The sequence below is a fragment of the Brevundimonas sp. SL161 genome (genome assembly GCF_049896985.1).
GTDB lineage: Bacteria > Pseudomonadota > Alphaproteobacteria > Caulobacterales > Caulobacteraceae > Brevundimonas.
Window position 1 is genome coordinate 111913 of record NZ_JAFCVJ010000001.1, and the last position, 25746, is coordinate 137658.

Annotated in this window: 24 protein-coding genes and 1 tRNA gene; 15 read left to right on the plus strand and 10 right to left on the minus strand. The window is 68.3% G+C overall.

The genetic code is table 11. The features are described from left to right. Positions 1 to 103: 103 nt before the first annotated feature. From ACP7AU_RS00555 to ACP7AU_RS00565, 3 genes are read right to left on the minus strand one after another with little or no spacing between them, the layout of a single operon-like run. On the minus strand, positions 104 to 859 hold the full coding sequence (locus ACP7AU_RS00555) for a pseudouridine synthase (RefSeq protein WP_426035149.1): 756 nt from the start codon (positions 857 to 859) through the stop codon (positions 104 to 106). 4 nt (positions 860 to 863) lie between these two features. Next, positions 864 to 1355: a GlcG/HbpS family heme-binding protein gene (locus ACP7AU_RS00560; RefSeq protein ID WP_426035151.1), complete on the minus strand. Its 492-nt coding sequence runs from the start codon at positions 1353 to 1355 to the stop codon at positions 864 to 866. Between the two features lie 14 nt (positions 1356 to 1369). After that, a complete protein-coding gene (locus ACP7AU_RS00565; RefSeq protein WP_426050196.1) occupies positions 1370 to 2074 on the minus strand; it encodes a DUF938 domain-containing protein in 705 nt (234 codons plus the stop codon). A 144-nt stretch (positions 2075 to 2218) separates the two neighbouring features. Between ACP7AU_RS00565 and ACP7AU_RS00570 the strand changes: the two genes are divergently transcribed. Both ACP7AU_RS00570 and ACP7AU_RS00575 read left to right on the plus strand, forming a co-directional pair. Continuing rightward, a complete protein-coding gene (locus tag ACP7AU_RS00570; protein WP_426035155.1) occupies positions 2219 to 4081 on the plus strand; it encodes a phosphoenolpyruvate carboxykinase (GTP) in 1863 nt (620 codons plus the stop codon). A gap of 54 nt (positions 4082 to 4135) precedes the next feature. Then, complete coding sequence (locus ACP7AU_RS00575) at positions 4136 to 5158, plus strand: NAD(P)/FAD-dependent oxidoreductase (protein ID WP_426050197.1); 1023 nt, start codon at positions 4136 to 4138, stop codon at positions 5156 to 5158. Here ACP7AU_RS00575 and ACP7AU_RS00580 read toward each other — a convergent pair. Further along, the gene (locus ACP7AU_RS00580) at positions 5139 to 5882 is read right to left on the minus strand and encodes a TonB family protein (protein ID WP_426035159.1); all 744 of its coding nucleotides are present in this window, start codon (positions 5880 to 5882) and stop codon (positions 5139 to 5141) included. The genes ACP7AU_RS00575 and ACP7AU_RS00580 overlap by 20 nt on opposite strands. Before the next feature lie 191 nt (positions 5883 to 6073). On the opposite strand from ACP7AU_RS00580, the gene ACP7AU_RS00585 reads away from it, so the two are divergent. Both ACP7AU_RS00585 and ACP7AU_RS00590 read left to right on the plus strand, forming a co-directional pair. Beyond that, entirely contained in the window at positions 6074 to 6865 is a 792-nt protein-coding gene (locus ACP7AU_RS00585) for a transglycosylase SLT domain-containing protein (protein ID WP_426036043.1), read from the plus strand. A 79-nt stretch (positions 6866 to 6944) separates the two neighbouring features. Beyond that, entirely contained in the window at positions 6945 to 8090 is a 1146-nt protein-coding gene (locus ACP7AU_RS00590) for a DUF2336 domain-containing protein (RefSeq protein WP_426050198.1), read from the plus strand. Positions 8091 to 8612: 522 nt separating this feature from the next. Here the strand turns inward: ACP7AU_RS00590 and ACP7AU_RS00595 are convergent. The 3 genes from ACP7AU_RS00595 to ACP7AU_RS00605 form a co-directional block, all read right to left on the minus strand. After that, entirely contained in the window at positions 8613 to 9092 is a 480-nt protein-coding gene (locus tag ACP7AU_RS00595; RefSeq protein ID WP_426035161.1) for an Hpt domain-containing protein, read from the minus strand. Positions 9093 to 9208: 116 nt separating this feature from the next. Then, on the minus strand, positions 9209 to 9988 hold the full coding sequence (locus ACP7AU_RS00600) for an NAD kinase (RefSeq protein WP_426035163.1): 780 nt from the start codon (positions 9986 to 9988) through the stop codon (positions 9209 to 9211). Positions 9989 to 10039: 51 nt separating this feature from the next. Continuing rightward, complete coding sequence (locus ACP7AU_RS00605) at positions 10040 to 11179, minus strand: DUF2336 domain-containing protein (protein ID WP_426050199.1); 1140 nt, start codon at positions 11177 to 11179, stop codon at positions 10040 to 10042. Between the two features lie 161 nt (positions 11180 to 11340). Between ACP7AU_RS00605 and ACP7AU_RS00610 the strand changes: the two genes are divergently transcribed. The 7 genes from ACP7AU_RS00610 (at position 11341) to ACP7AU_RS00640 (ending at position 20760) form a co-directional block, all read left to right on the plus strand. Next, positions 11341 to 12105 carry a class II aldolase/adducin family protein gene (locus ACP7AU_RS00610; RefSeq protein WP_426035167.1) on the plus strand — a complete coding sequence of 255 codons (765 nt, stop codon included), beginning with the start codon at positions 11341 to 11343 and terminating at the stop codon, positions 12103 to 12105. Continuing rightward, positions 12105 to 12890, plus strand: a complete 786-nt coding sequence (locus ACP7AU_RS00615) for a hypothetical protein (RefSeq protein ID WP_426050200.1) — start codon at positions 12105 to 12107, stop codon at positions 12888 to 12890. The genes ACP7AU_RS00610 and ACP7AU_RS00615 overlap by 1 nt, the downstream gene beginning before the upstream one ends. A 118-nt stretch (positions 12891 to 13008) precedes the next feature. After that, complete coding sequence (locus ACP7AU_RS00620) at positions 13009 to 14190, plus strand: efflux RND transporter periplasmic adaptor subunit (protein WP_426050201.1); 1182 nt, start codon at positions 13009 to 13011, stop codon at positions 14188 to 14190. After that, positions 14190 to 17426: an efflux RND transporter permease subunit gene (locus ACP7AU_RS00625; RefSeq protein ID WP_426050416.1), complete on the plus strand. Its 3237-nt coding sequence runs from the start codon at positions 14190 to 14192 to the stop codon at positions 17424 to 17426. Before ACP7AU_RS00620 ends, ACP7AU_RS00625 begins: the two co-directional genes overlap by 1 nt. Before the next feature lie 229 nt (positions 17427 to 17655). Continuing rightward, the gene (locus ACP7AU_RS00630) at positions 17656 to 17940 is read left to right on the plus strand and encodes a FeoA family protein (RefSeq protein WP_426035173.1); all 285 of its coding nucleotides are present in this window, start codon (positions 17656 to 17658) and stop codon (positions 17938 to 17940) included. Continuing rightward, on the plus strand, positions 17940 to 19826 hold the full coding sequence (gene feoB / locus ACP7AU_RS00635; RefSeq protein WP_426050202.1) for a ferrous iron transporter B: 1887 nt from the start codon (positions 17940 to 17942) through the stop codon (positions 19824 to 19826). Before ACP7AU_RS00630 ends, feoB begins: the two co-directional genes overlap by 1 nt. A gap of 175 nt (positions 19827 to 20001) precedes the next feature. Further along, positions 20002 to 20760, plus strand: a complete 759-nt coding sequence (locus ACP7AU_RS00640; RefSeq protein ID WP_426035177.1) for a prepilin peptidase — start codon at positions 20002 to 20004, stop codon at positions 20758 to 20760. A gap of 125 nt (positions 20761 to 20885) precedes the next feature. Here the strand turns inward: ACP7AU_RS00640 and ACP7AU_RS00645 are convergent, their stop codons facing one another. From ACP7AU_RS00645 to ACP7AU_RS00655, 3 genes are all read right to left on the minus strand, one after another. Continuing rightward, positions 20886 to 21518, minus strand: a complete 633-nt coding sequence (locus tag ACP7AU_RS00645) for a TetR/AcrR family transcriptional regulator (RefSeq protein ID WP_426035179.1) — start codon at positions 21516 to 21518, stop codon at positions 20886 to 20888. Positions 21519 to 21539: 21 nt separating this feature from the next. Beyond that, positions 21540 to 21615 (minus strand) — tRNA-Thr (locus ACP7AU_RS00650). Positions 21616 to 21646: 31 nt separating this feature from the next. Beyond that, on the minus strand, positions 21647 to 22084 hold the full coding sequence (locus ACP7AU_RS00655; protein WP_426035181.1) for an HIT family protein: 438 nt from the start codon (positions 22082 to 22084) through the stop codon (positions 21647 to 21649). A gap of 255 nt (positions 22085 to 22339) precedes the next feature. On the opposite strand from ACP7AU_RS00655, the gene serS reads away from it, so the two are divergent. From serS to ACP7AU_RS00675, 4 genes are all read left to right on the plus strand, one after another. Then, positions 22340 to 23614: a serine--tRNA ligase gene (serS, locus tag ACP7AU_RS00660; protein WP_426035183.1), complete on the plus strand. Its 1275-nt coding sequence runs from the start codon at positions 22340 to 22342 to the stop codon at positions 23612 to 23614. A gap of 159 nt (positions 23615 to 23773) precedes the next feature. After that, the gene (locus ACP7AU_RS00665) at positions 23774 to 24154 is read left to right on the plus strand and encodes a hypothetical protein (RefSeq protein ID WP_426050203.1); all 381 of its coding nucleotides are present in this window, start codon (positions 23774 to 23776) and stop codon (positions 24152 to 24154) included. A gap of 66 nt (positions 24155 to 24220) precedes the next feature. Continuing rightward, entirely contained in the window at positions 24221 to 25009 is a 789-nt protein-coding gene (gene surE, locus ACP7AU_RS00670) for a 5'/3'-nucleotidase SurE (protein WP_426035187.1), read from the plus strand. Beyond that, a complete protein-coding gene (locus ACP7AU_RS00675; protein WP_426050204.1) occupies positions 25006 to 25650 on the plus strand; it encodes a protein-L-isoaspartate(D-aspartate) O-methyltransferase in 645 nt (214 codons plus the stop codon). The genes surE and ACP7AU_RS00675 overlap by 4 nt, the downstream gene beginning before the upstream one ends. The last annotated feature ends 96 nt before the right edge of the window (positions 25651 to 25746 follow it).

Consider the following 25746-nt stretch of genomic DNA (forward strand, 5'->3'; position numbering starts at 1 on the left):
CGACCGCTTCGGTCTCTTCGGACGCTTCGGACTGTGTTTTTGAGTCCGGGTCGTTCCCAGACTCTACGAACTATCTGGACTCCGTTTTCAGGAGTCTGGACGATCAGCCCACCAGCGCCACCCGCTCCTCGGCCGTCAGCATCCGCCAGGCGCCCTCAGGCAGATTGTCCAGCTGGATCGGCCCGATCCGTACACGGATCAAGTCGATGACATCGAGTTCAGCATGTTCGCACATGCGTCGGATCTGCCGGTTGCGGCCCTCGGTCAGGATGAACCGCAGGCGCTGCTGCTCCATCCGCGACACGCGCGCGTGCTTGAGCTGCCGCCCGTCCAACATGATGCCGTGGCGCAGCAGGTTGAGCTTCTTCTCGGTCACATCTCCGGCGACGCGGACCAGGTATTCCTTGTCCAGCCGCGACTCCGGCCCGATCACCGCCTTGGCCACCACCCCGTCCGAGGACAGCATCAGCAGCCCGCGCGAATCCTCGTCCAGCCGGCCGATGGGGGGCAGGGAGGCGTCGGCGGCGGGCGTAACGCCCTCGCCGATCCGGTTGGCGTCGGTCAGCAACCGCACGGCCGGGATCTTGTCCGGCTCCGGCTGGCCGGAGACATAGCCCAGCGGCTTGTGCATCACGATGGTGACGCCCGCCGCCAGAGCGCTCTCGGCCCGGTCGGACAGGGTCAGGGTCTGACCCGGCTCGATCTTGCGGCCCGCGTCGGCGACCACCTCTCCGTCGATAGAGACCAGGCCGTCGGCGATCAGGGCGTCGGCCTCTCGACGCGAACAGACGCCCGTCTGGCCCAGCCATTTGTTGATCCGGCTGGGCTCGGCGCCGTCGTAGGTGCGTGAGAAGGCCAAGGCGTCAGTCGGCCGCGAGGGCGGCGGTGGCGACGGCGGCGTCCTCGGCGGCCGAGGCGCCCGACACGCCGATGGCGCCGACGACATGGCCGTTGACGACGATCGGAATGCCGCCGGCGATCGGCAGGGCGTCGTCATTGGCCAGGGTGACCGTGCGCCCGGCCAGGGTCCGCTCCTCCATGGTCGAGGTGGCGAGGCGGTAGCGGGCGGCCGTCCAGGCCTTGCGCTGGGCGATCAGGATGGAGCCGTACTGGGTGTCGTCCATGCGGACGAAGGCGACCAGCTCCCCGTTCGGCTCCACGATGGCGACGGCCATCCGATGGCCGCCGGCGCGCGCCGCCGTGACCGCCCGGTCGATCAGCGCCTCGGCAGCCGTCAGCGAGATCGGCGCTCCATAGGATGGCGGGCTGGCCTGTTTGGAGAGGCCTGGCGTGGTCTGGGCCAGGGCGGCGGGGGCGACGACCGCGAGGGCCAGGGCCAGGAAAAGGGCTTTCATGGTCGAAACTCCGGTCAGACGCGGCGGAAAAGAAGCATCAGGTTATTGGCGGGCATCTCGATCCGACGGGTCAGATCAAGGCGGTGGACCCTGGCGAGCGCCACAACCTCGTCGAGCTCGCGCAGGCCCCACGCCGGATCGCGCGATTTCAGGCTGTCGTCAAAGGTGGCGTTGGATGGGGCGAGCGGAACCTCGGCCTCGCGGTAGGGGCCGTAGAGCACGAGAAGGCCGCCCGGCTCGGGCAGGATGCGTCCTGCGCCGGCCATCAGCCCCTGGGTCGCCGCCCACGGGCTGATGTGGATCATGTTGGCGCAGAAGACGACCTGGGCGTCGACCTCGGGCCACGCGTTCGGTTCGGCGGCGTCCAGTTCGAGCGGAGGGTTCAGGTTCGCCAGCGCGGCCTCCGCCCTCCAGGCGGTGATGCTGGCGCGGGCCTCCGGCGACGGGTCGCTGGGCGTCCAGGTCGTCGCGGGCAGGGCGCGGGCGAAGGCGATCGCGTGCTCGCCCGAGCCGGACGCGATCTCCAGCACGCGGGCGCGGGCGGGCAGGTGGGCGCACAGCACCGCGAGGATGGGCGCGGCGTTGCGGGCCACGGCGGGCGAGGCGAGGGCGCCTTGCGAAGCGGCGGTCTGGACGGAATCGAGCGTCTGCACAGGCTCGGGATACAGCCGCCCGGCGGGAAGCGCGACCGGATTCGGCCCATAGGCGTGCGTGGTCACGATGACGCGGGGCGAAATCTTGCAGCGGTTGACGTTGCGTTGCCCGAGGTGTCTTTGCGCCGTTACAGTCCGTGAGGTTCTGTAACACTAGGGAGAGGCCACGGCGGCGACAGACCAGCCGGGCCGCGCATCAGGAGAGTTCGCGTGGATTCCAGCACCGCTGTACCGGGCCTTCGCCCGGCACCGACCCGTCACCAGGCCCTGCTCGCCTGGGTCGAACAGATCGCCGCGCTGACGAAGCCTGCGCGCGTCCACTGGTGCGACGGCTCGGAGGCTGAAAAGGCCGCGATCATCGCCGACCTGGTCGACAAGGGTACGCTGAAAGCCCTCGACCAGGCGAAACGCCCCGGCAGCTATTACGCCGCCTCGGACCCCAAGGATGTCGCCCGCGTCGAAAGCCGCACCTTCATCTGCTCGGCCGAAGAGATCGACGCCGGCCCGACCAACAACTGGGCCGATCCGGTCGAGATGCGCGCCCGCCTGAACGGCCTGTTCGACGGCTGCATGGCTGGCCGCACCCTGTACGTCGTGCCCTTCTCGATGGGCCCGCTGGGCTCCGATCTCAGCGCCCTTGGCGTCGAGATCACCGACAGCGGCTATGTCGCCATATCGATGGGCATCATGACCCGCATGGGCCAGCCGGTGCTGGACCTGATGGGCGAGGACGGCGTCTTCGTGCCCGCCGTGCACACCCTAGGTGCCCCGCTGGCCGAGGGTCAGGCCGACGTGTCCTGGCCCTGCAACGACGACAAGTGGATCGTTCACTACCCCGAGACACGCGAGATCTGGTCCTATGGCTCGGGCTATGGCGGCAACGCCCTGCTGGGCAAGAAATGCTACGCCCTGCGCATCGCCTCGGTCATGGCCCGCGATGAGGGCTGGCTGGCCGAGCATATGCTGATCCTCAAGCTGACGAGCCCTGAGGGCCAGGCCAAATACGTGGCGGCCGCCTTCCCCAGCGCCTGCGGCAAGACCAACCTGGCCATGCTGCAGCCCTCGATCCCCGGCTGGAAGGCCGAGACCATCGGCGACGACATCGCCTGGATGAGGTTCGGCGATGACGGACGTCTGTACGCCGTGAATCCGGAGGCCGGCTTCTTCGGCGTCGCCCCGGGCACGAGCCGCAACACCAACCAGAACGCCCTGGCGACGCTCGCGACCAACACCGTCTTCACCAATACGGCCCTGACGGCCGACGGCGACGTCTGGTGGGAAGGCCTCACCAAGGAAACGCCCGAGGGCATGACCAACTGGAAGGGTCAGCCGCATGACCCGGCCTCGGGCGAACCCGCCGCCCACCCGAACGCCCGCTTCGCGGCGCCCGCGTCCCAGTGCCCGACCATCGCTCCGGAGTGGGAAGACCCCAAGGGTGTACCTATCGATGCCATCCTGTTCGGCGGCCGTCGCGCCTCCGCCGTGCCTCTGGTGACCGAGGCCTTCGACTGGGAGCACGGGGTTTTCATGGGCTCGACAGTGGCGTCCGAGGGCACGGCGGCGGCGGAGAACGCCATCGGGACGCTGCGCCGCGACCCGTTCGCGATGCTGCCCTTCTGCGGCTACAACATGGGCGACTATTTCGCGCATTGGCTGGCGCTGGGCGAGAAGGCCGATCCGGCCAAGCTGCCGGGCATCTATTTCGTCAATTGGTTCCGCAAGGACGAGGCCGGTCGCTTCGTGTGGCCTGGCTTCGGCGACAACGCCCGCGTCCTGAAGTGGATTTTCGAGCGTCTGGACGGCAAGGCCGAGGCGCTTGACACCGCCGTTGGCCGGGTGCCGACACAGGCGGCGCTGGACCTCGAAGGCCTGTCGCTGTCGGACGCCGCCTTGGCGACCCTGCTAGACGTCGATGTGGACGTCTGGTCCGAGGAGGCCGCACTGATCCCGGAGTTCTACGCCCGGTTCGCCGAGCGCCTGCCGAACGCCTTGTGGCGTCAGCACGACGCCCTGGTAGACCGTCTGGACGCGGCGAAGGACGAACGCGAGGCGGCGGAACTGGCGGCAGAGTGACGACAAGGCCCTCCGAGGCTTGAAATCACCGCCCGGTCGGTCGAAGGACCGGCCGTGGCGGACATCTCCTGTGACATTGTGGTGATCGGGGCCGGCGTGCTGGGCCTGTCTGCCGCCGCCGAACTGACCTCGCGCGGGCATGACGTGCGCGTGGTCGATCCGGGGCGGCCGAATGCCTCGTCGGTCGCGGCGGGGATGATCGCGCCGGCGTTCGAGAGCCAGCTGGACGGTGCGGATGCCGCACGTGCAGCCCTATTGAGACACGCGGCCGGGCTATGGCCCGCTTTCGCCGGGCAGTCGGGACTGGTTCTGGATCGAACACCGGCGGAATGGCGCGGGGCCGATGCCAAAGCAGTCGCGGAGACCCTGACCGGCCTTGGCTTCTCTGTGCAGGCGGATGGCGATGTCGTCCGCGCCGAAGGCGATGTGCGCATCGATGCGGAGACGGCCCTCGTGATCCTGCGATCGGGACTGGGTGCCGCGTTCGTCGTCGCCGAAGCGCGGAGCGTCGACCGGGCCCCGGAAGGCTGGCGGGTGGAGACGACGGCTTGCCGGGTCGAAGCCCGTCAACTGATCATCGCCACGGGAGCAGCCGCCGCTCTTGCGGGTCTGCCTGAAGCGGTCACGGACATCATCAACCGGATCGAGCCGATCGCGGGCCAGATCGGTCGGATCGAAGCGTCCCTGACCGACCGGGTGGTGAGAGGCGTCGGGGGCTATCTCACGCCGGCGCCCGCCGGATCCCTGATCGGCGCGACGATGGTCCACGGCAGCCGTGAGACGGCGTCCGATCCGGCGGCGTCGGCGAGGCTGGCCGAAGTGGCCGCGCGGCTGTCCGGGCTTGCAGCGCCTGAGACGATCGAGTGGCGCGGCGGCGTGCGCGGCGCGACCGCTGACGGCCTGCCCCTGGCGGGGCCGGTCGGGGGCGGACTGCATCTGGCCCTGGCGCCGAGGCGGAACGGCTGGCTGCTGGGGCCGCTGGTCGGACGGATCGTGGCAGACGGGATCGAAAGGCGGCCGCGCGGTCCGTACGCCGCCGCCCTCGACCCGCTGAGGTTCAGTCTTCCGGGAGGGTGAAACGGATGCCGATTGTGACCTGGGCGCCGTCGACCGCCTGGCCGTCCACCGTCCGGGGGCTCATGCGGAAGTAGCGGGCCAGTTGCTGGGCCGAGCGGCCGAAACCGTAGCCGCCCGGCGTTTCGGAGACGACGGTGCAGCCCGTGACCGTACCCGCCGCCTGGACACGACAGCTGAGGGTGGCCGAGCCGGCGACCCTGCCGTCGAGGGCGCGGTCGGGATAGGCGCGGGTGAGCTGCTCGCCAGTGGGGCGGCTGATCCACTGCGGCGAGCGGATGACCGGAGGGCCGCGTGGCGCTTCGATCACGGACTCGCTGGCCGTCCCGGTCGCGGTGGTCGGATCGACGAGGACGGTGGTGTTGATCACAGGGCCGGTCGCCGCCGTCGGGATGTCGGGAATGACCGCCGTCAGGGTTTCGACGTTGGTCGGCGGGCTCTCCGGGCGGTGAACTGGCGGGTTCGGCGCTGGAGGCGTCAGGGTGACCACGGGCGGCGGTGGCTCCCGGTGGAGCACGATCACGCTGCCGTCGATGACGCGGGGCTCGCTTCGGTCAGGCAGCATCTTCAGCTCGAACCGCTGGTAGTAGAGCGCCGTCCCGACCCCCACATGAGCCAGGGCGACGATGCCGACGGCGATCCATGTCGCGGGGGGCAGGGGCTTTCGCCGCTCGCCGAAGTCGATGGGGCTGACCAGTCCGGGGCCGCCTGCAGTCTGTATGATCATGGCCGTCACTCCCTCGTAGAAGCCGCTCCCCAGCAACCCATGGGAGAATGACGCGCCCGGTCCATGGCGGGATTGGGGCGTCTGAAACCACGGTTTCTGACTGAACGTCGATCAGCTATCGGTGTGACATCCGGGCGTGGCCGTTAACCGACATTAACGCTCGATTAACCATGATCTCCGAGTTTCCGGGCATGTCCGTCGGAGCGATTCCAGCGTCGGGAGGAGTGGAGGCCGCGATTCGGCGCGCCTCTAGCAGCACCGGCGTGGACTACGACTTCCTGATGCGGACGGCGCGGCGGGAGAGTTCGTTCAATCCGAATGCGCGGGCGCCGACGTCTTCCGCGTCCGGCCTGTTCCAGTTCATCGAACAGACCTGGCTCGCGACCGTCAAACAGCACGGAGCCAAGCACGGATACGGCCAGTACGCCGACCTGATCCATCGCGGCTCGGACGGGCGCTGGCGCGTCGAGGGATCGGCGCGGAACGTGGTGCTGGATCTTCGCTTCGACCCACAGGCCGCCTCGACCATGGCGGGGGAGCTGACGGCGTCGAACGCCGCCTATCTGCGGGGTCGGACAGGCAGCGAACCGGGCGCCGGAGATCTCTACGCGGCGCACTTCCTGGGACCGGCGGGCGCGGCTCAGATCATGGAGGCCATGGCGACACGGCCCGGCTCGAGCGCGGTCGCCATGTTCCCGCAGGCCGCGGCGGCGAACCGCTCGATCTTCTATCGCGACGGGCGGGCGGCGACGGTGGCCGAGGTCCACGCCAACCTGCAGCGAACGGCCGGGTCCGGCGGGGCGGTCGCGCCGGTCGGTCCGACGGCGCCGCTGTTGAGCGAGCAGGACACCGCCCTGGCGGCGCGTCTGGACCGGCTGAAACAGGACCAGAGCCTGCTCGCCCTGCTGCTGGGCCAGGATGGCGATGGCAAGGGTGGCGGTTTCGGCGGCGCCTTCTCCCCAGGAGCCGGATCGAGCGCGTGATCCGCCCATAGTAAACCGGGCGTTAAGCCTGCAGGCTCACCCTGATGTCGTCCGAACGCGACTCGCCTGAAGAAGCCCCATGACCGCTCACCGCGCCCGCCTCACCGAGTTCGACATCCGCCGCCTGATCAAGGCGACCGATGACGACGAACGCGCCTCGGCCGCGCACAAGCTGTGCCGCAGCATCGACCGGGCAGAGCTGACCGCCGAGGACCGAGAGGCGGCGCAGAAGATCATGCGCGTCCTGGCCAATGACGCCGCCGAACTGGTTCGCCGGGCGCTGGCGGTGACGCTGAAGAGTTCGGACCTGTTGCCGCGCGATGTTGCGCGGATTCTGGCGGCGGACGTGGATTCCATCGCCCTCCCGGTCATCGGCGCCTCGCCCGTCTTCACCGACGAGGACCTGATCGAGATCGTGCGCGCCGGTTCGGCCGTGCGCCAGATCGCGATCGCCGCCCGCCCGACCGTGTCGCGCGACCTTGCGGACGTGTTGAGCTCGGACGGCTGCGAACAGGCGGTGCGGACCCTGGCGTCCAACGACAACGCTGACATTTCCGAAGGCGCGATGGGCAAGGTGGTCGACCGGTTCGGCCAGACACCCGAGGTCGTGGCCGCCCTGGCCTATCGCCAGGTCCTGCCGCTGGGCATCACCGAACGGCTGGTCGCCCTGGCGTCCGACGCGGTGCGCGAGCATCTGATCACCCGCCATGCCGTGGCGCCCGAGACCGCCATCCGCCTGTCGAGCTTCGCCCGTGAACGCGCGACGGTGGACCTGATCGACCAGGCGGGCGCCAGCGCGGACCTGCCGATGTTCGTGGCCCAGCTGAATGCGCGCAAGGCCCTGACTGCGTCGCTGCTGCTGCGGGCCCTGGCGCGGGGCAAGATGACCCTGTTCGAGCACGGCGTCGCCGAGCTGTCGTCGACGCCGCACCCGCGCGCCTGGCTGATGGTGCATGACGCCGGGCCGCTGGGCCTGAAGGCGATCTACGACCGCGCGGGTCTGCCGCCGCGCCTGTTCCAGGCGTTCCGGGCCGGCGTCGACACCTGGCGTCAGCTGTCGGCCGAAGGGGCGGACACGTCAGGCGAGGCCTTCCGCGAGCGGATGCTGGAGCGGTTCCTGACCCAGCGTCCGAACGCGCCGAGGGATGACCTGGCCTATCTGATGGAACGGCTGGATCAGCCGACCAGCCCCCCCGCTCGAATGACGGCGGCGAACGCGGCCTGAAGCTCTCTTAGTGCGCTTCCGCTCGCGACGCGGTCGCTCGCTGCTTGAGCGCCGGTTTCGTCTGTTTGTCCGGACGTAAAACACCCTGACGAAACGGACGAAACGGACCGTGGGCTAAGTAAAATCAGGGGGTTAGCCGAGGGGCGCTTCGTCCGACGGGGTCTTTCTGCTCACTTGGATTGTCAAAGACCGGGTGATGAGAGTGTACGCCCGATTTGAAGGGCGCCTGGTTAAACGGCTCTCAAAAGATCGGAGCGTTGAATTCGTTAGCTGAATTCGGGCGTCCGTTGATGGGTATGACGCAAGAACCCCTCTCCCGGAGGGAGGGCGCTTGAGTGGAGGGTGGCCCTCTGGGTCGATCTGGACCACGCGTAGTCGCCTATACGGGGTCGAAGCCAGGGCCGAGATCGCGCCGCTAGTGGTGCAAACCCTGAGGGAGGCGGCAATTCGATAAGCACCGGCTTCCCACTTTAGTTAGGGGCCAGAAGATATCGAAAAGGTCCCGACATCCCGATGGAAGGGTCAGCCCGCCCGGTGCGCGGCGACTTTTGCTTCGAGGGTTTCCGCCAGGACGCGGCCCGTGGGGTGGTCGTCGGTCTGGATCTGGTCGCGGACGACGGCCCGGATAGCGTCGATGTGGGCGTCGATCAGCATCATCGGCGCTTCCAGCCGCTTGATGGGATCGTCCATCAGCTTGCACAGCGAGCCGGCGAGGCGCGTGACCAGCGGATACTGATAGGTGGCGCCGAGACCCTTGAGGTCGTGGGCGCGGAAATAAAGGCCCTCGGCGGTCTGGCTGTTGTAACCCTCCGCGCGGATCGCGGCCTGGGCCGCGTCGAGCTTGGTGATCTCGTCCTGGAGCCACTGACCGAACTGGCCGGACATCGCCTTGAGAGCCTCTTCGGCCCTGGCGATGGCGTCGGCGTTGATGCCGCCGAAACCGCCGCCGACCTTGGCGCGCAGCATGTTGGGCGGACGGATGACCTGAGCCGGGTTGCTCACGATGAACTCCTGAAGACTGACTATCTCAGGATGCACGAGGGCTCTTAAGAACCCGTGACCTGCATGCAGAGTCCTGAGCCAATCGGAAAACCGCCTGCACTTTTCCGGGTCAGGCCTTACCCCGTGAACTGTTCGGCGAGGACGCGTTCCTCAAACGAGCGGCCGGCGTCGAACAGCATGGTCAAGCCGACGTCACGTCGCTCCTTGACCACCACCTTGACGACCCGGCGGATCTCCAGGCTGTCCGCCACGGCGCTGACCGGGCGCTTGTCGGCCTCCAGCACCTCGAACTCGACCCTGGCGCGGTGAGACAGGAGGGCGCCGCGCCAGCGACGCGGCCGGAAGGCGCTGATTGGCGTCAGGGCCAGCATCCGCGCGTCCAGCGGAATGATCGGGCCGTGCGCCGACAGATTGTAGGCGGTGGAACCGGCGGGCGTGGCGACCATGCAGCCGTCGCAGGCCAGTTCCTCCAGCCGGACCTTCCCGTCGACGCTGATCCTGAGCTTGGCCGACTGGCGTGTCTGCCGCAGCAGGGAGACCTCGTTGATGGCCAGGCCGGTATGCACCGCGCCGCTCTCGGTCCAGGCGTCCATCTGCAGCGGGTGGATGACGGCGCGGCCGGCGGCGGCGATCCGCTCCGGCAGGGCCTCCTCGTCGTAGTCGTTCATCAGAAAGCCGACGGAACCCCTGTTCATGCCGTAGACCGGAATCTTGCGCATCAGGTTGGCGTGCAAGGTCTCCAGCATGAAGCCGTCGCCGCCCAGGGCCACGATGACATCGGCCTGGGCCTCCGGCGCCGATCCGTAACGTTCAGTCAGGCGATCGCGAGCCTGCACGGCCTCGGGCCGGTCGCTGGCGCAAAAGGCGATTCGAAGGGAGGAGGGGTCGACACTCACCCGCTCACGAGAAGCCGAGCCGGGCCGGTAAGTCAAACGCCGTCGTGGTCGTCAGGCCCCGATGTGGCCCATCAGGGCACGGAATTCACGCATGGCGGCGGACGGCGGCAGGGTCATGCGGCCCGCATAGCCTTCGTCGCCGTCACCGGGCCAGCCGCCGTTCAGCTTGCGGATTTCTTCGAGTACGGCCGGGAAGACGGCGCGGTCGATCCCCACGGCGGCGCAGGCCAAAAACAGGGCGTCCGGGCTGGGGCGCACGATCGCGGCGCGGATGTGGCTGATCGGAAAGCCGCCCAAGGCCGCGATGCCGTGTTCAAACAGGCTGAGGCGTTTCTCGCGGACGGCGCGGATCAGGAAGCCGGCGCGCAGCTGGCCGGCGCTCTGCAGCTTGGCGACGAGACGGCGTTCCATCTCTTCGTGATCGGTGACGTCGGCGGGTTCCATGCCGAGCGGCTCGGCGCTGGGCGGAGCGGCGACGGATCGGGTTACGGCGTCAATGGCTTCGGCCAGTCGGGTCTCGTCGACGCGGAAGCGCTCTCCGATGGCCTCGCGCAGGGACTGGCCGACCCACTGATAGAGCTGCGTCGCCAGGGCGTCGTTCAGGCGCGGGTGTCGGGTCAGGGGCGCGCGCAGGGCGGCGATGCGGCGCGACTGCTCGATCAGACGGCCGAGGGCGTCTTCGCTGACTTCCGCGGTCTTGTTGCCGGCCAGCGCCGTGAGGCTGGCGGGTTCGCCGCGGTCGATGATGGCGTCGGCGACCCGGCCGCTGATGCGGGGGCGGCGCGCGACCTCGATCTGGTGCTCGATGGTGGCCTCGACCAGGACCCGCAGCAGGTCCTGATCCTTCAGAAGCGGGCTCTGGGCGATGACGGGGCGGGCGATCTCGATTTCATCGAGCGCCAGCATGGCGATGAGGGCGGGCGGGGCCCATTCGGCGGCGGCGAGGCTGTCGGACAGGGCTTTTCGGATATCGCGTTCGGCCTGGCCGGCGATGACCATAAAAATCTCGCCGAGAATGGGCGAGGCCTCGGCGCCGGGCGGGGTCGCGTCGCACAGGGCCGCAATGCCAAGCAGCAACCGGCGGCGATCGTCCACACCTTTGCCGCGTGCGAGCTCAAGGAGATGTTGTGCGGAGGACAGGGTCTCCGCGTCGGTGGAGCGATGGGACTGAAGTTGGACAACAGCGGTCACGGCGAACTCCGGCCGGACGTTGAGCATCCGAGCAGTTTCAACCTTGGCCGCAGGAGGTGAAAACTCGGTTAACGAAGCCTGAATGTGGTGCGTCTTGACCCGATCCGGTGTTGGCGCGACGTTGCCAACGTCGCCCGGCAAGAGGCGATGGAGGATTTAGTATGGCCGACGGCGCAGCCCAGTCTTTGAAATCGCGGGTCTCAGCCGAGGAATGGCAGGCGCGGGTCGACCTGGCCGCCCTGTACCGGCTCGTCGCCCTGAACGGGTGGGACGACATGATCTTCACCCACATCTCGGCGCGAGTGCCGGGGCCGGAACACCATTTCCTGATCAACCCTTACGGGTTCTATTTCGAGGAGATCACCGCCTCGTCCCTGGTGAAGGTCGATCTGGAGGGTAACATCGTCGAGGAGACACAGAACTTCATCAATCCGGCCGGCTTCACGATCCACTCTGCGATCCATGCGGCGCGCGAGGACGCGCATTTCGTCATCCACCTGCACACCGTGGCCGGCGTCGGAGTGGCGGCGCAAGCCGAGGGGCTGCTGCCGATCGGCCAGAACGCCTGTCTGCTGCAGCACCAGGTCGCCTATCACGGCTATGAGGGTCTGGCGCTGAACCACGATGAGCGCGAGCGGCTGGTGGCGGACCTGGGCGACAAGCCTCTGATGCTGCTGCGAAACCACGGGACGCTGGCGGTCGGACAGACGGCGGCTGCGGCCTGGGTCGGGATGTTCTTCCTCGAGCGCGCCTGCGCCCAGCAGGTCGCGGCGCTGTCCGGCGGGCGAGAACACGTCCTCATGGCGCCCGATGCTGCCCAGGCCGAGACGAAGGAGCAGGGCAGGGGCATCGGCTTCATCGCCGCTCTGGCCTGGCCGGGCGCGCTGCGCCTGGTGGATCGCAAATCGCCTGGCTACGACGCCTGATGCTCTGTCGCTGCCTCGCGGGCCTGTTGCTCGCGACGGCGGCTACGTCGGCCGACGCCAATGCCTGGACCCAGCGCAAGGGCAAGGGCCAGGTCATCGTCAAGGCGGAGACGATGCGGGCGAAGGAGGGTTGCGATCCGTCCGGCGCGGTCTTGCCGTTGCCGATGGAACGCGAGGACCGGTCGCTGGGCGTATTCGCCCAATACGGGCTGACCGAGACTTTGACCGTCCAGTTCAAGGGCGATTGGCAGTCGGGCGAGGACGCCTTCGTCGATTATGACGGGCGGGGGCCCGTCGAACTGGGCGTGGCCTGGCAGGCGTATCGTGACGATCGGAACGCGGTCAGCCTGTATGCCGGCTATTCGATCTCCGGCGACGGGCGCAACGCAGGCTATGCCGCGCCGGGCGCCGGCGAGCAGGACTGGGAGGTCCGGGTGTCGGCCGGTCATTCGCTGGGCGGGCCGGGAAGGGGTCTGGCCGGCGGATGGGGACCGGACCGATCATTCGTCGAGATCCAGGCGGCCCGGCGCATGCGCGACGGCCTGCCGGACGAGACCCGGGCGGACTTCACCGTGGGCGGCCATTTCGGCGAAGGCTGGATGGTGCTGGGCCAGGCCTTTGGCGGCATGACAGACGGCGACGGCGCACGCTGGCTGTCTGTCGAGACCTCGGTGGTGCGTAACTTCGGTCGCTGGAGCCTGCAGGCCGGGTGGCGGCGCACGGTCGCGGGCCGGGAAACGCCGCTGGCGGAGGGTGCGGTGATCGCCCTCTGGCGGAGATTTTGATCCGCGACAGTCTGGCGCGCCGGAAACTGGAACGGCGCACGTTACAAACTCTTTAGGTTGCCTAGCGAGGCGGAATGGGTATTCCGGGCCGCCCGCTTGCTCAAAGAGATCGAACCGCGTGATCAGACGTCATTTGTTCCTCGTCATCGCCGCCGCCGTGCTCGGTCTGATGATCGTCGCGGCCGTGTTGCGCGTCGCCTTCGCGGGTGATGAGCCAGGCGCCGGCGGGCCGGGGGGAGGTCGGGGCGGACCCGGCGGCGGGCGCGGCCAGGCGGTGTCCGAGGCTGTGGTGGCGCTGCGGCCCTTCAGCGACCAGATCAATGTGCTGGGCGTTGCACGCGGCCGACGGTCGGTGAACGTCACCTCCAGCACCTCCGAGCTGATCACCGCCGTCCTGTTCAGCGACGGTCAGCGCGTGGCAGCGGGGACGCCTCTGGTTCAGCTGCAGGCGCGCGAGGAAGACGCCAGCATCATTCAGGCCCGTGCACAGGTGGCGCAGGCCCAGCGCGAATTCGACCGGTTCAAGGCGCTGGCCGAGCGCGGCATCGCGCCGCGCGTGTCCGCCGAAGACGCCGAAACGGCGCTGGAGACGGCCCAAGCCTCGCTCTCCGCCGCCGAGGCGCGTCGCGGCGACCGGATGATCCGGGCGCCGTTCGCCGGCACCCTGGGTCTGTCGTCGGTGACGCCGGGCACCCTGATCAGCCCGGGAGCCGTCATCGCCACCCTGGATGACACCTCGGTGATCCGCGTCGATTTCCCGGTGCCTGAACGCTACCTCGCCTTGCTGCGTCAGGGCCTGCCGATCGTGGCCACGGCCGACGCCTATGGCTCCGAACAGTTCTCGGGCCGGATCGCCCTGATCGACACCCGGATCAACGAGACGACGCGCGCCGTGACCGCACGTGCCGAGTTCCCTAACCCCGGCGGACGCATCCGTCCCGGCATGCTGATGCGGGTCGGTATCCAGCAGGGCCAGCGCCAGACGCCGTCGGTGCCTGAATCCGCCATCCAGTACGAAGGCAACGGCGCCTTCGTCTATCGCATCGCCTCAGGGGAGCGCGGCTCGACCGCCCAGCGTGTGACGGTCGAGACGGGAGCGGTGGAGAACGGCTTCGTCGAGATCGTCTCGGGTCTGGCGGCCAATGACCGCGTTGTCGGCTCCGGCCTGAACCGCATTCAGCCCAATGCGCCGATCACGGTTGCGGGAGCCGGGGGCGCAAGGCCTGCCACACAGGTCGCCGCCCAGGCCCCGGCGCCTGCACCGTCCGCCGCCGGGCAGCCGCAGGCGGCCGCACGATGATGCTCTCCGACATTTCCGTCCGGCGGCCGGTGTTCGCGGCCGTGGCCGCGATCGTGCTGTGTGTGATCGGCGCGGCTGCCTTCTTCTTCCTGCCGGTGCGGGAGCTGCCGGACGTCGATCCGCCGATCGTCTCGGTCTCGACCAGCTACGCAGGCGCCTCGGCCGAAGTCATCGAGAACCGGATCACCGAGCCGATCGAGCAGCAGGTCGCCGGCATCCAGGGCGTCGAGCGGATTACCTCGTCCAGCCGCGACGGCCGATCGAACGTCACCATCGAATTCGCTCTGGACCGGGATATCGACGTCGCCGCCTCCGACGTTCGCGACCGGGTCAGCCGCGTGCAGGGCCGCTTGCCGGCCCAGGCCCAGCCGCCGGAAGTCGCAAAGGCCGATTCCGATAGCCAGCCGATCATGATCCTGTTCCTGCGGTCGTCGTCGATGAACCGGCTGGAGCTGACCGACTACGCCGACCGCAACCTGCTGGACCGTCTGGCGACCGTGCCGGGCGTAGCCCAGGCCCAGATCTACGGCGAGCAGCGCTACGCCATGCGCATCTGGCTGGACGCCGCCGCCATGGGCGCGCGCGGCCTGACCGTCTCGGACGTCGAACAGGCCCTGACGAGCCAGAACGTTGAACTGCCCGCAGGCGCGCTGGAATCGACGGACAAGGACTACACCGTGCGGGTGGCCCGCACCTATGCGCGGGCCCAGGACTTCGCCCGCCTGCCGATCGGCACGGCCGGATCGGCCTCGATCGGTTCGGCGGGCGCCTCGGGTGCGGTCTCGACCGGCCCCATACCCAACGGCTCGGGCGCGACCGGCGCCCTGCAGGCCCGCGCGACCTATGTGACCCGTCTGGGCGACATCGCCCGGGTCGAGGAAGGCCCCGCCGAGTCGCGCCGCCTTTTCCGCGGCAACGGACTGGATCAGATCGGTCTGGCCGTGACCCGTCAGGCCCAGTCAAACGATCTGGAAATCTCAAAGGGCGTCGAGGCCCTGGTCGAGGAACTGCAAGGCACACTGCCGCCCGGCACCGAGCTGGTCGTCGGCTCGGACAATTCGGTCTTCACGTCGCACGCCATCGACGAGGTGTGGATCACCATCGGCATCTCCATGGTGTTGGTGGCCTTCGTGAACTTCATCTTCCTGGGCAGCTTCCGGGCGGCGCTGATCCCGTCAATCGTGGCCCCCATCTGCCTGCTGTCGACCTTCATCGTCCTGGCGCCGCTTGGTTTCTCGCTGAACCTGTTGACCCTGCTGGCTCTGGTGCTGGCCATCGGACTGGTGGTCGACGACGCCATCGTGGTGACCGAGAATATCCAGCGCCGCCTCGACCACGGCGAACCGCCGCTGGTCGCCGCCGAGCGTGGCACGCGTCAGGTCTTCTTCGCCGTCATAGCCACCACCGTGACCCTGCTGGCCGTGTTCGCGCCCCTGCTGTTCCTGCCCGGATACGTCGGGCGGCTGTTCGTCGAGCTGGCGGCGGCCATCGCCGCGGCCGTGGCCTTCTCGGCCTTCCTGGCGCTGAGCCTGTCGCCGATGCTGGCGTCCAAGATCCTGAAGCCCGCTGCCGGCTCGGGCTGGCTGGCGCGCAACGTCGACCGGGCCATGGACGGGCTGAAGAACTCCTACGCCCATTCGCTGGACGCGATGGTCGGCAAGCGGGTGGCCGTGATCGGCGTCTCCCTGCTGATCCTTCTGGTCGGCGCGGGGGCCGGGGGCATATTCCTGAGCCTGCCGGACGAACTTGTGCCGCCCGAGGATCGGGGTCGGGTTCAGGTGCGCGTCCAGGGGCCTGAGGGCGCCGGCTTCGACTACACACGCCAGATCATGATGGGCCTCGAGCCGATCCTGGCGGAGTACAAGGACGCGGGCGAGGTCGACAGCTTCCTGATTTCCGCCCCAGGGTTCGGCGGCGGCAGCTACAACTCCGGCAACGCGTCTCTGATCCTGAAGGACTGGTCGGTGCGCGAGCGCTCGGCGGACGAAATCGCCCAGGAACTGAACGGCAAGCTGCGCTCCCAGACGGGCGCCCAGGTCAACGCCTCCACTCCCGGGGCCTTCCAGCGTGGTGGCGGGGGCGGCGGCGGGAACTCGATCGAACTGATTGCCACGGGCGCTGAGTACGAAGAGATCTACAACTGGCTGCAACCGCTTCTGGCGGCGTCGCTGGAGAACCCCGGCTTTTCACGCCCGCGTCTGAACTACGAGCCCAATGCGCCGCGTCTGCTGGTCGATGTCGATCCGGAGAAGGCTGCCGCCCTCGGCGTGTCCGCCCAGGAGATCGGGCGGACACTGGAGACCATGTTCGGATCCCGCCTGGCCACGACCTACATCCGCGGCGGGCAGGAATACGACGTGATCCTGCAGACCGAGCGGGCCAATCGCACGTCTGTCGGGGATCTGGAACGGCTGTATGTGGGAGCGGGGTCCGGCGCACTGGTGCCGCTGTCGTCGGTGGTCACGACGCAGACCTCGGGCGACACGCCCGACCGTCGCCGTCTCGACCGCCAACGTGCGATCACTCTGTCGGCGGACCTTGACCCCGGCATGACCATCGCCGATGCCGTGACCTTCATGGAAGAGCAGGCGGCGCAGCAGCCGCAGGGCGTCGTCACCCTGCAGTACGGCGGCGCGGCGCGCGACCAGCAGGAGGCCGGCGGCGCCGTGACCTGGGCCTTCGCCCTGGCCCTGCTGCTCGTCTTCCTGGTGCTGGCCGCCCAGTTCGAGAGCTGGATCACCCCGGCGGTGATCATGCTGACAGTGCCTCTGGCAGCGGCGGGCGGGCTGTTCGGTCTTCTGATGGCCGGCTCCAGCCTGAACATCTATTCGCAGATCGGGCTGATCATCCTGATCGGGATCGCGGCCAAGAACGGCATCCTGATCGTGGAGTTCGCCAATCAGTTGCGAGACCAGGGCCGTTCGATCAAGGAGGCCATCGTCGAGAGTTCGGCGCTGCGTCTGCGCCCGATCATCATGACGTCTATCGCCACGGCCTTCGGGGCTCTGCCGCTTGTCTTGTGGCAGGGTGCGGGGGCCGGAAGCCGCCAGACGATCGGCGTGGTGATCTTCACTGGAGCCATGTTCTCGACCCTGCTGACCCTGTTCGTGGTGCCGGTGATCTATGGAGCGCTCGCGCGTTTCACCAGGTCGCCCGAATATACCGCCCGCAAGATCGAGGAGTGGGAGGCCCAGGAAGCGGTCGCAAACGATCCTGTCCCGGCCGCCGCCGAATAGCCCTCTCGCCCCACCCCTAGGGGGTGGCAAGGCGCGAACCGCCGGGTGACGGCGGCATGGTGTCCCATGACGGCCTTGTCTGGGTCGCCTTGCCGCGTCCATCCGGTCTCCGCGCAGTTCATCCTCGGGCCGAGCGAAGCTCGGACCCGGGGGCTCCAACAACCCTTCCCGGAGGGGGAGAGAGAGGTCTGTCGCTGGACTTTCCTTCCGCTCCTGATAAGCGTTCGCAATGTCCAGTGTCATCAAGTTGAGCGACGCCCGCGTAGGCGACCGCGGCGTCATCGTCTCGGTCGGCGACCATTGCCACCATCAGGCCGGCGAAGTGGAGCTGGAGCGCCGTCTGCTGGAGTTGGGTTTTGTCGAGGGGGCGAACGTCGAACTGCTGCACGAGGGTCTCTTCGGCCGTGATCCGATGGCGTTGAAGGTCGATGACATGCGGGTGGCCCTGCGCCGCAAGGAGGCGGCCAGCTTGACTGTCGACCTGGCCCCGATCCTGCTGGAAGCCGCTGAATAATGGACGTCGCTGTCAGGCCCCTGCGGGTCGCCCTGGTCGGAAACCCCAACTCGGGCAAGACCGCCCTGTTCAACGCCCTGACCGGCGCGCACCAGAAGGTCGCGAACTACGCCGGGGTCACGGTGGAGCGGAAGGAGGGCCGGGTTCTGGCCGCCTCGGGCCGGTCGATGTCGGTGCTGGACCTGCCGGGGACCTATTCGCTGCGCGCCCGCAGCCCAGACGAGGAGGTCACGCGCGACGCGGTCCTCGGGCGACTGGTGGGCGAGGCCGTGCCGGATGTGATCGTGGCGGTGGCCGATGCGACCAATCTGCGGCTGGTGCTGCGGCTAATTCTGGAGCTGAAGGCCGTGGGGCGGCCGATGGTTCTGGCGCTCAACATGTACGACATCGCCCAGCGACAGGGCCTGCGCATCGATCTTGAGAGGCTGCGCGTCGAACTGGGCGTGCCGATCGTGACCACGGTGGCGACGCGCAGGCGTGGCATCGAGGACCTGGTCGCCGAGATCGAGACGGCGGCGGGACCGGGGTGGACGTCCGAGGGCGAGACATGGACCGCGCCGGACGCCGAGGCCATTCGCGAGGCTCATCGCCGGGCCGAGCAGATCATGCGGTCGGCGGTGCGTCCGCCGGAGCGGCCGGACACCCTGACCGGCAGGATCGACGGGGTCCTGCTGCATCCGGTCATCGGACTGGTCGTCCTGATGGCCCTGCTGTTCGTCATGTTCCAGGCGGTGTTCGCCTGGGCGACGCCGGCGATGGACGCGATCGAGGCGGGTTTCGGCCTGATCGGTGCGGGTGTCAGCGCGGTCGTGCCCCACGGCGGGCCGGTCTGGCCTCTGGTGCAGAGCCTGATCGTCGACGGGGTGATCGCGGGCGTGGGGGGCGTGCTCGTCTTCCTGCCGCAGATCGTGATCCTTTTCGCCTTCATCATCCTGCTGGAAGACTTCGGCTACATGGCGCGGGCGGCCTTCCTGATGGACCGGATCATGGGCGGGGCGGGGCTGCATGGGCGGGCTTTCATCCCCCTGCTGTCCTCCTTCGCCTGCGCCATTCCCGGCGTGATGGCGGCGCGGGTGATCGACGCCAAGCGCGATCGGCTGACGACCATCATGGTCGCGCCCCTGATGACCTGTTCGGCGCGCATCCCGGTCTACACCCTGATCATCGGCGCCTTCATTCCGCAGCAGACGGTCTGGGGCTTCGCCAACCTGCAGGGGCTGGTGATGTTCGGCCTCTATGCGGCGGGGATCGTGTCGGCGCTGCTGGTCTCCTTCGTCATCCGCAAGGTGTTCTGGAGGGGCGCGGTCGAGCCCTTCATGATGGAGCTGCCGGCCTACAAGACGCCCGACGCCAAGTCGGTGCTGCTGAACCTGTGGATCCGCGCCAGGATCTTCATGGAGCGGGCGGCGCGGATCATCCTGCCCTTAATGATCCTGGTCTGGGCCGCCTCGACCTTCCCCTATCCGCCCGAGGGCGCGACCCAGCCGGCCATCGACTATTCCTTCGCCGGGATGATCGGCCACGCCCTGGAGCCGATCTTCGCCCCCATCGGCTTCAACTGGCAGATGGTCGTGGCTCTGGTCCCGGGGATGGCGGCGCGCGAGGTGGCCGTGGCCGCCCTCGGCACCGTCTATGCCATCGCCGACGTCGAGAGCGCTGGAAGCCTGCTGGGCGCGACCTTGGCGGCCCAGTGGTCGCTGGCGACGGGGCTGTCGTTCCTGGCCTGGTATGTCTTCGCGCCGCAGTGCGTGGCGACCCTGGGGGTGGTGAAGCGCGAACTGAACAGCTGGAAATGGATGTGGGTCATGGTCGTCTACATGTTCGCCCTGGCCTATCTGGCGTCCTTCGCCACCTACCGGATCGCAGTGGCGCTCGGAGGGGGCTGACGCTTCCTTTCCGTCTACCCCGGCCCAGGCCGGGGGCCAGAGACGCACACGCTGATGCTTCAAGGCTCTGCGCTCCATGCCCTGACCGAACACTGGATCCCGGCCTTCGCCGGGATGCACGGTGAAAGGGGCCGGGCCCTCGGGACAATCCCGAGGGTGGCGGGTATGGGGAGTGATGAGCCTTGTCTACGCTTCCATCGTCATGGGCCTGCTGGGCCTGATCTTCGGCAGCTTCATCGCCGCGGTGACCGTGCGCCTGCCGAGGGACGAGGAGATCGTCGTCACCCCGTCGCACTGCATGAGCTGTGGCGAGACGCTTAAAGCCTGGCAGCTGGTTCCGGCGATCAGCTGGCTGGTCCAGCGCGGCAGGTGCGCGATGTGCGGGGCGGCGGTGTCGCCGCGCTATATCCTGATCGAATGCGGGGCGGCGGCCATCGGGGTCTGGGCGGCGCTGTGGGGATATGACAGCGGCTGGCTGCTGGTCGGGGCGACTGCGGCCCTCGGGTGGCAACTGCTGCTGATCGCCCTGATCGACGCCGAGAATTTCTGGCTGCCGGACGAGCTGACCCTGCCGTTGATCGCGACGGGGCTGATCGCGGGGGCGCTGCTGGCCCAGGGCTGGCCGATCCCGCAACTGGTCGGCGCCGTGGCCGGGTTCGGCATCCTGTGGGGGCTGGCCGAGATCTATCGGCGGGTGCGCGGCAGGGAAGGGCTCGGCGGCGGGGATCCGATCCTGTTCGCGGGGGCGGGGGCCTGGATCGGTTGGACGGGGTTGCCGACGGTCCTGCTGTGGGCCTGTGCGGCGGGCTTCAGCATCGTCCTGACCCTGCTGATCACGCGGAGGAAGGTCGAAATGACCCAGAAGCTGCCATTCGGCACGTTTCTGGCGATCGGGATCTGGCTGACCTGGCTCTATGGGCCGCTGGCGACCTGAGGTGCGACTCCAAAAACGAGTCTACAGACTCGACAGAGTCGCGCGGCGGAAATCTCTGAGGCGATGTCAAAGACCGTTCGACGCGACGATCATAGGCGCGCCGCACGACAGTTTCGGACGCAGCTTCAGCGGCCGGTCACCAGTTTCACGACGATGTGGGCGGTGGTGTCGATGATGGCGTCGGGCGGGGTGTCGCCGCGTCGCATCAGGTCGAAGCCGGCGGCGACCGACTCGACCAGGTTGGCGACCTCGTAGGAGGTCAGGCGCGGGTCGAGGCCGGGCGCGTGATAGCCGGTGGCGTGGGCGACGGCGATACGACGCTCCAGCGACAGGTGGACCCGACGGAGACGGCGGATGCGCGCCTCGACGAAACCGGCTTCACCCTTGTCGGCCAGCATGTGTTCGATGCGCAGGACCGGGCCGTGGTCACGCCAGATCAGCAGCACGTCCATGACGTAGGCGCGGGCAGCGGCGAAGGCGTTTTCCGTTGACCAGTCGCCGTCAAGGTGGCGCGACAGGGGTGCGAAATCGACGGAGGCGGCTTCGCACAGGGCCAGGACCGGCTCCTCCACCGTCTTGAAATAGGTGTAGAAATTCGACGGGGACACGCCGGCCTCGAGCGCAACGTCGGCGACCCGGATTTCTCCGAGGTGCTGGCGGTCCAGCAGACGGCGGGTGGCGTCGAGGATCGCGGCGCGCGTCTTTCCGCCCCGCGCGCCGATGCGGTGACCCAGTTTGTTGATCGCGCGTTCGGCCATGAGGGAGCGGCCCGGAAGGAGTGGTGCCGGCTGCAGGAATCGAACCCGCGACATCCAGTTTACAAAACTGGCGCTCTACCAACTGAGCTAAGCCGGCCTTGCTCCGCCTTTAGCGGGGGAGGCGGAGATTAGTCCAGCGCCTCCGCGATCTTTGCCGCCGTCGCCTTGAGTTCCTCGACATCGGCCATGCCGGCCTGGCCGTGGCCCTTCAGCGCGCGGTCGGACCAGCGGGGGATGACGTGGACGTGCAGGTGGAAGACGGTCTGGCCGCCGGCCTCGCCGTTGAACTGCATGATCGAGACGCCGTCGGGCTTGAGGGCCTTCTCCACGGCGCGGGCGGTGCGCCGGGTCGCGGCGGCGAGGCCGGTCAGCACGTCGGGTTCGACCTCCAGCAGGGTGCGGGCGGTGGATGTTTTCGAGATCACGAGGACGTGGCCCTCGGACTGGGGGAACACGTCCATGAAGGCGAGGACGGCGTCGTCCTCCCAGACTTTCACCGCAGGGATTTCGCCGCGCAGGATTTTGGCGAAGATGTTCGAGGGGTCGTAGGGGGCGTGCAGGGTCATGAAATCCTTTCGTCATCCTCCGGCGAGCGCAGCGAGACCGGGGGACCCAGCGGCGCCGAAGGCGATCTGTTCATACAGACTATCCGAAACCGCTTCGTTCGCGACAGGTTCGCGCTATCGCGCGCCGCTGGGTCCCCCGGTCTGCGCCGCGAAGACGCGGCTTGCCGGAGGATGACGAAAGAGAGGGCGTTTGCCCCCTGCGGCGACGCCCGCTAGAGCATCCGCTTCCCCAAAGCCTGCCCAAAAGACCGCGCCATGCACGATATCCGAGCCATTCGAGACAACCCCGGCCATTTCGTTGCCGGCTGGTCGTCGCGCGGCGTGGACGATGCGCAGGCGCTGGTCGACCAGATCCTGAGCATCGACACCGAACTGCGCGCCGCCCAGACGGCGGGGCAGGAGGCGCTGGCGAAGCGCAATGCGGCCTCCAAGCTGATCGGCGCCGCCATGGGCCGCAAGGACATGGAGGAGGCCGACCGGCTGAAGGTCGAGGTCGAGACCCTGAAGGGCGACATCGCGAGCCACGGCGAAGTCGAGGCGGCGAAGGGCAAGGCCCTGCGCGACCTGCTGGCGGCGCAGAAGAACCTCGCGGCCGACAACGTGCCGGACGGCGAGGACGAGGCGGGCAATGTCGAGACCGCGCGCTTGGGCACGCCGCGCGCCGGTGGCCCGGCCAAGGATCACGCAGATCTCGGCGAGGCCATGGGGCTGCTGGACTTCGAGGCGGCGGCGAAGATGTCGGGCGCGCGGTTCGCGGTGCTGAAGGGCGGACTGGCGCGGCTGGAACGCGCCATCGGCCAGTTCATGCTCGACGTGCAGACGACCGAGCACGGTTATCTGGAGGTCAATCCGCCGTATCTGGTGCGCGACGAGGCGATGTTCGGGACGGGGCAGCTGCCGAAGTTCGAGGAGGATTTGTTCCGCGTCGGCGAGCACCTCCTCATCCCCACCGCCGAGGTCTCCCTGACCAATCTCGTCCGCGAGCAGATCACGCCGGAGGAGGAGCTGCCGCTGCGGCTCACGGCCCTGACGCCCTGTTTCCGGGCCGAGGCGGGGTCGGCGGGGCGGGACACGCGCGGGCTGATCCGCCAGCACCAGTTCCACAAGGTCGAGCTGGTCTCCATCACCACGCCGGACCAGTCCGACGCCGAACACGAGCGGATGACGACCTGCGCCGAGGCGGTGCTGCGGAAGCTGGAGCTGCCGTATCGCCGGATGCTGCTGTGCAAGGGCGACATGGGCTTTTCGGCGCGGAAGACCTTTGACCTGGAGGTCTGGCTGCCGTCGCAGGGGACCTATCGCGAGATCAGTTCGGTCTCGAACTGCGGGGACTTCCAGGCGCGGCGGATGGACGCGCGGTTCAAGCGCAAGGAAGGCAAGCCGGAGTTCGTGCACACGCTGAACGGCTCAGGCCTCGCGGTCGGGCGGACGCTGGTGGCGATCATGGAGAACTATCAGGACGAGGGCGGGCGGATCGCCGTGCCGGCGGCCCTGCTGCCCTATATGGGCGGGGCGACGCACGTCGGGTGATTTTTTTCCAGTCCGCTCATCCCCCCGAAAGCGGGGACCCAGTGGTTTTTCGAGTCACGGCGTCTGGATCGGGCAACGGTGCGAATTCTGCCGCGTTGATCGCCTGCAGAACTGGGTCCCCGCTTTCGCGGGGATGAGCGGAAACAAGGGAGTCCGGAGATGAAGATGATTCTAGCAGCCCTGGCCTTGTCGCTGGCCGCGACCGGTCCGGCCGCCGCCCAGAGCACCGGCTTCACCGCCGATCAGACCACCTTCGAAGGCTGGATCAATTTCTCGGGCGAGGAATTCCAGCTGATCGAGAGCGAGAACCGCTACGTCGCGGGCACGCGTCGCCCCTGCGTCTCGGGGGCCCTGCCGCGCGACGAACAGCGCATGGCGGCGAGCACGATCGGGCGCCAGAAGGTGCGGGTCACCGGCACGCCCATGGAATGGTCCGACGACCTGCCGGGCGACCGCTATGATTACGAGGGTTCCAGCATCCGCAACGAGTGCGATGGTGCCTTCGTGATCCTGGGCACGGACATCGCCGTCATCCAGTAGGGTGTCGCAGGGTGCGCGGGGGCGGGGATTCGGCTATTCCCTCCCGACTCACCAAAGGCTTCTGATTTGCGCATCCTGCTGACCAACGACGACGGCATCGAGGCCGAGGGCCTGGCCTGTCTGGAACGGATTGCGCGGACGCTGTCGGACGACGTCTGGATCGTTGCGCCGCACGAGGAACAGTCGGGCAAGGGCCGGGGAATCACCCTGACCGAGCCGCTGCGGGTCAACCGGTTCGGGGACAAGCGGTTCTCGGTCACGGGCACGCCGACCGACTGCGTCGTCCTGGCCGTCAACAACCTGATGGACGCCAGGCCGGGCCTGGTGCTGTCGGGCGTCAATCGCGGGCACAATGTGGGCGAGGACTGCTCCTATTCCGGTACGGTGGCAGGCGCGCTGCAGGGCATGGCGTTCGGCATCCGCTCGATCGCATTGAGCCAGTCGCTGGAGCGGTTCCACGACGACGTCACCGCCCACTGGGAGACGGCCGAGGCCTTTGCCCCGCCGATCATCAGCCGTCTTCTGGCCGAGACCTGGCAGGCGGGCGTGGTGATGAACCTGAACTTCCCGGCGCGGCCGCCTGAGGCGGTCAAGGCGGTCGAGGTAACCGTGCAGGGCTTCCGTCAGGCCGGAGAGATGCATGCGGTCAAACGCACCGACCTGCGCGGCCGCGACTACTACTGGATGAGCTTCCGCGGTTCGAAACAGGACCACGCGCCGGGCACCGACCTGCGGGCCATGGACGACGGCAAGATCTCGGTCACGCCGCTGCATATCGACCTGACCCACAAGCCCAGCGTCCACGACCTGAAGGGCCTGCTGGGCGGGGCGCCGCCGAAGGCGCTGGCGGGATGAATCTGAAGGACGACAGGGCGGGGCGGCTGATCCTGTCGCTGCGGCAACAGGGGGTCACCGATCCCCGGGTGCTGGCGGCGATGGAATCGATCGACCGCGCCGTGTTCGTGCACCATAAATTCCTCAATCAGGCGTGGGAGGATCAGGCCCTGCCGATCGACTGCGCCCAGACCATCTCCCAGCCCTATATCGTCGGCCTGATGACCCAGGCGCTGGAGGTCGAGCCGCGCCACCGGGTGCTCGAGATCGGCACCGGCAGCGGCTACCAGTGCGCTGTGCTGTCGCGGCTGGCGCGCTATGTCTATTCGGTCGAACGCTATCGCAGCCTGCTGGTCGAGGCCGAGGGCAAGCTGCGGACTCTGGGCATCGACAACGTCATCACCAGACACTCCGACGGCGGCCTCGGCTGGCCCGAACAGGCGCCGTTCGACCGGATCATGGTCACGGCCGCCTCGCCGAACGAGCCGACCGAACTGCTGAAACAGCTGAAGCCCGGCGGGGTGCTGGTCGCGCCGGTGGGCCGGACCTCGGTGCAGATGCTGCATCGCTATACGGGCCAGGAAGACGGGTCCTTCCGCCGCGAGAGCCTGTGCGAGGTCCGCTTCGTGCCCCTGGTCGAGGGGACGGCGAAGGAGGGGTGAAGTCACCTCCCCGTGCGCGCTTGCGCAGGGGGAGGTGGCTCGGCGCGAAGCGGAGAGACGGAGGGGTTCTGGCCCCACGAACAACCCCTCCGTCTG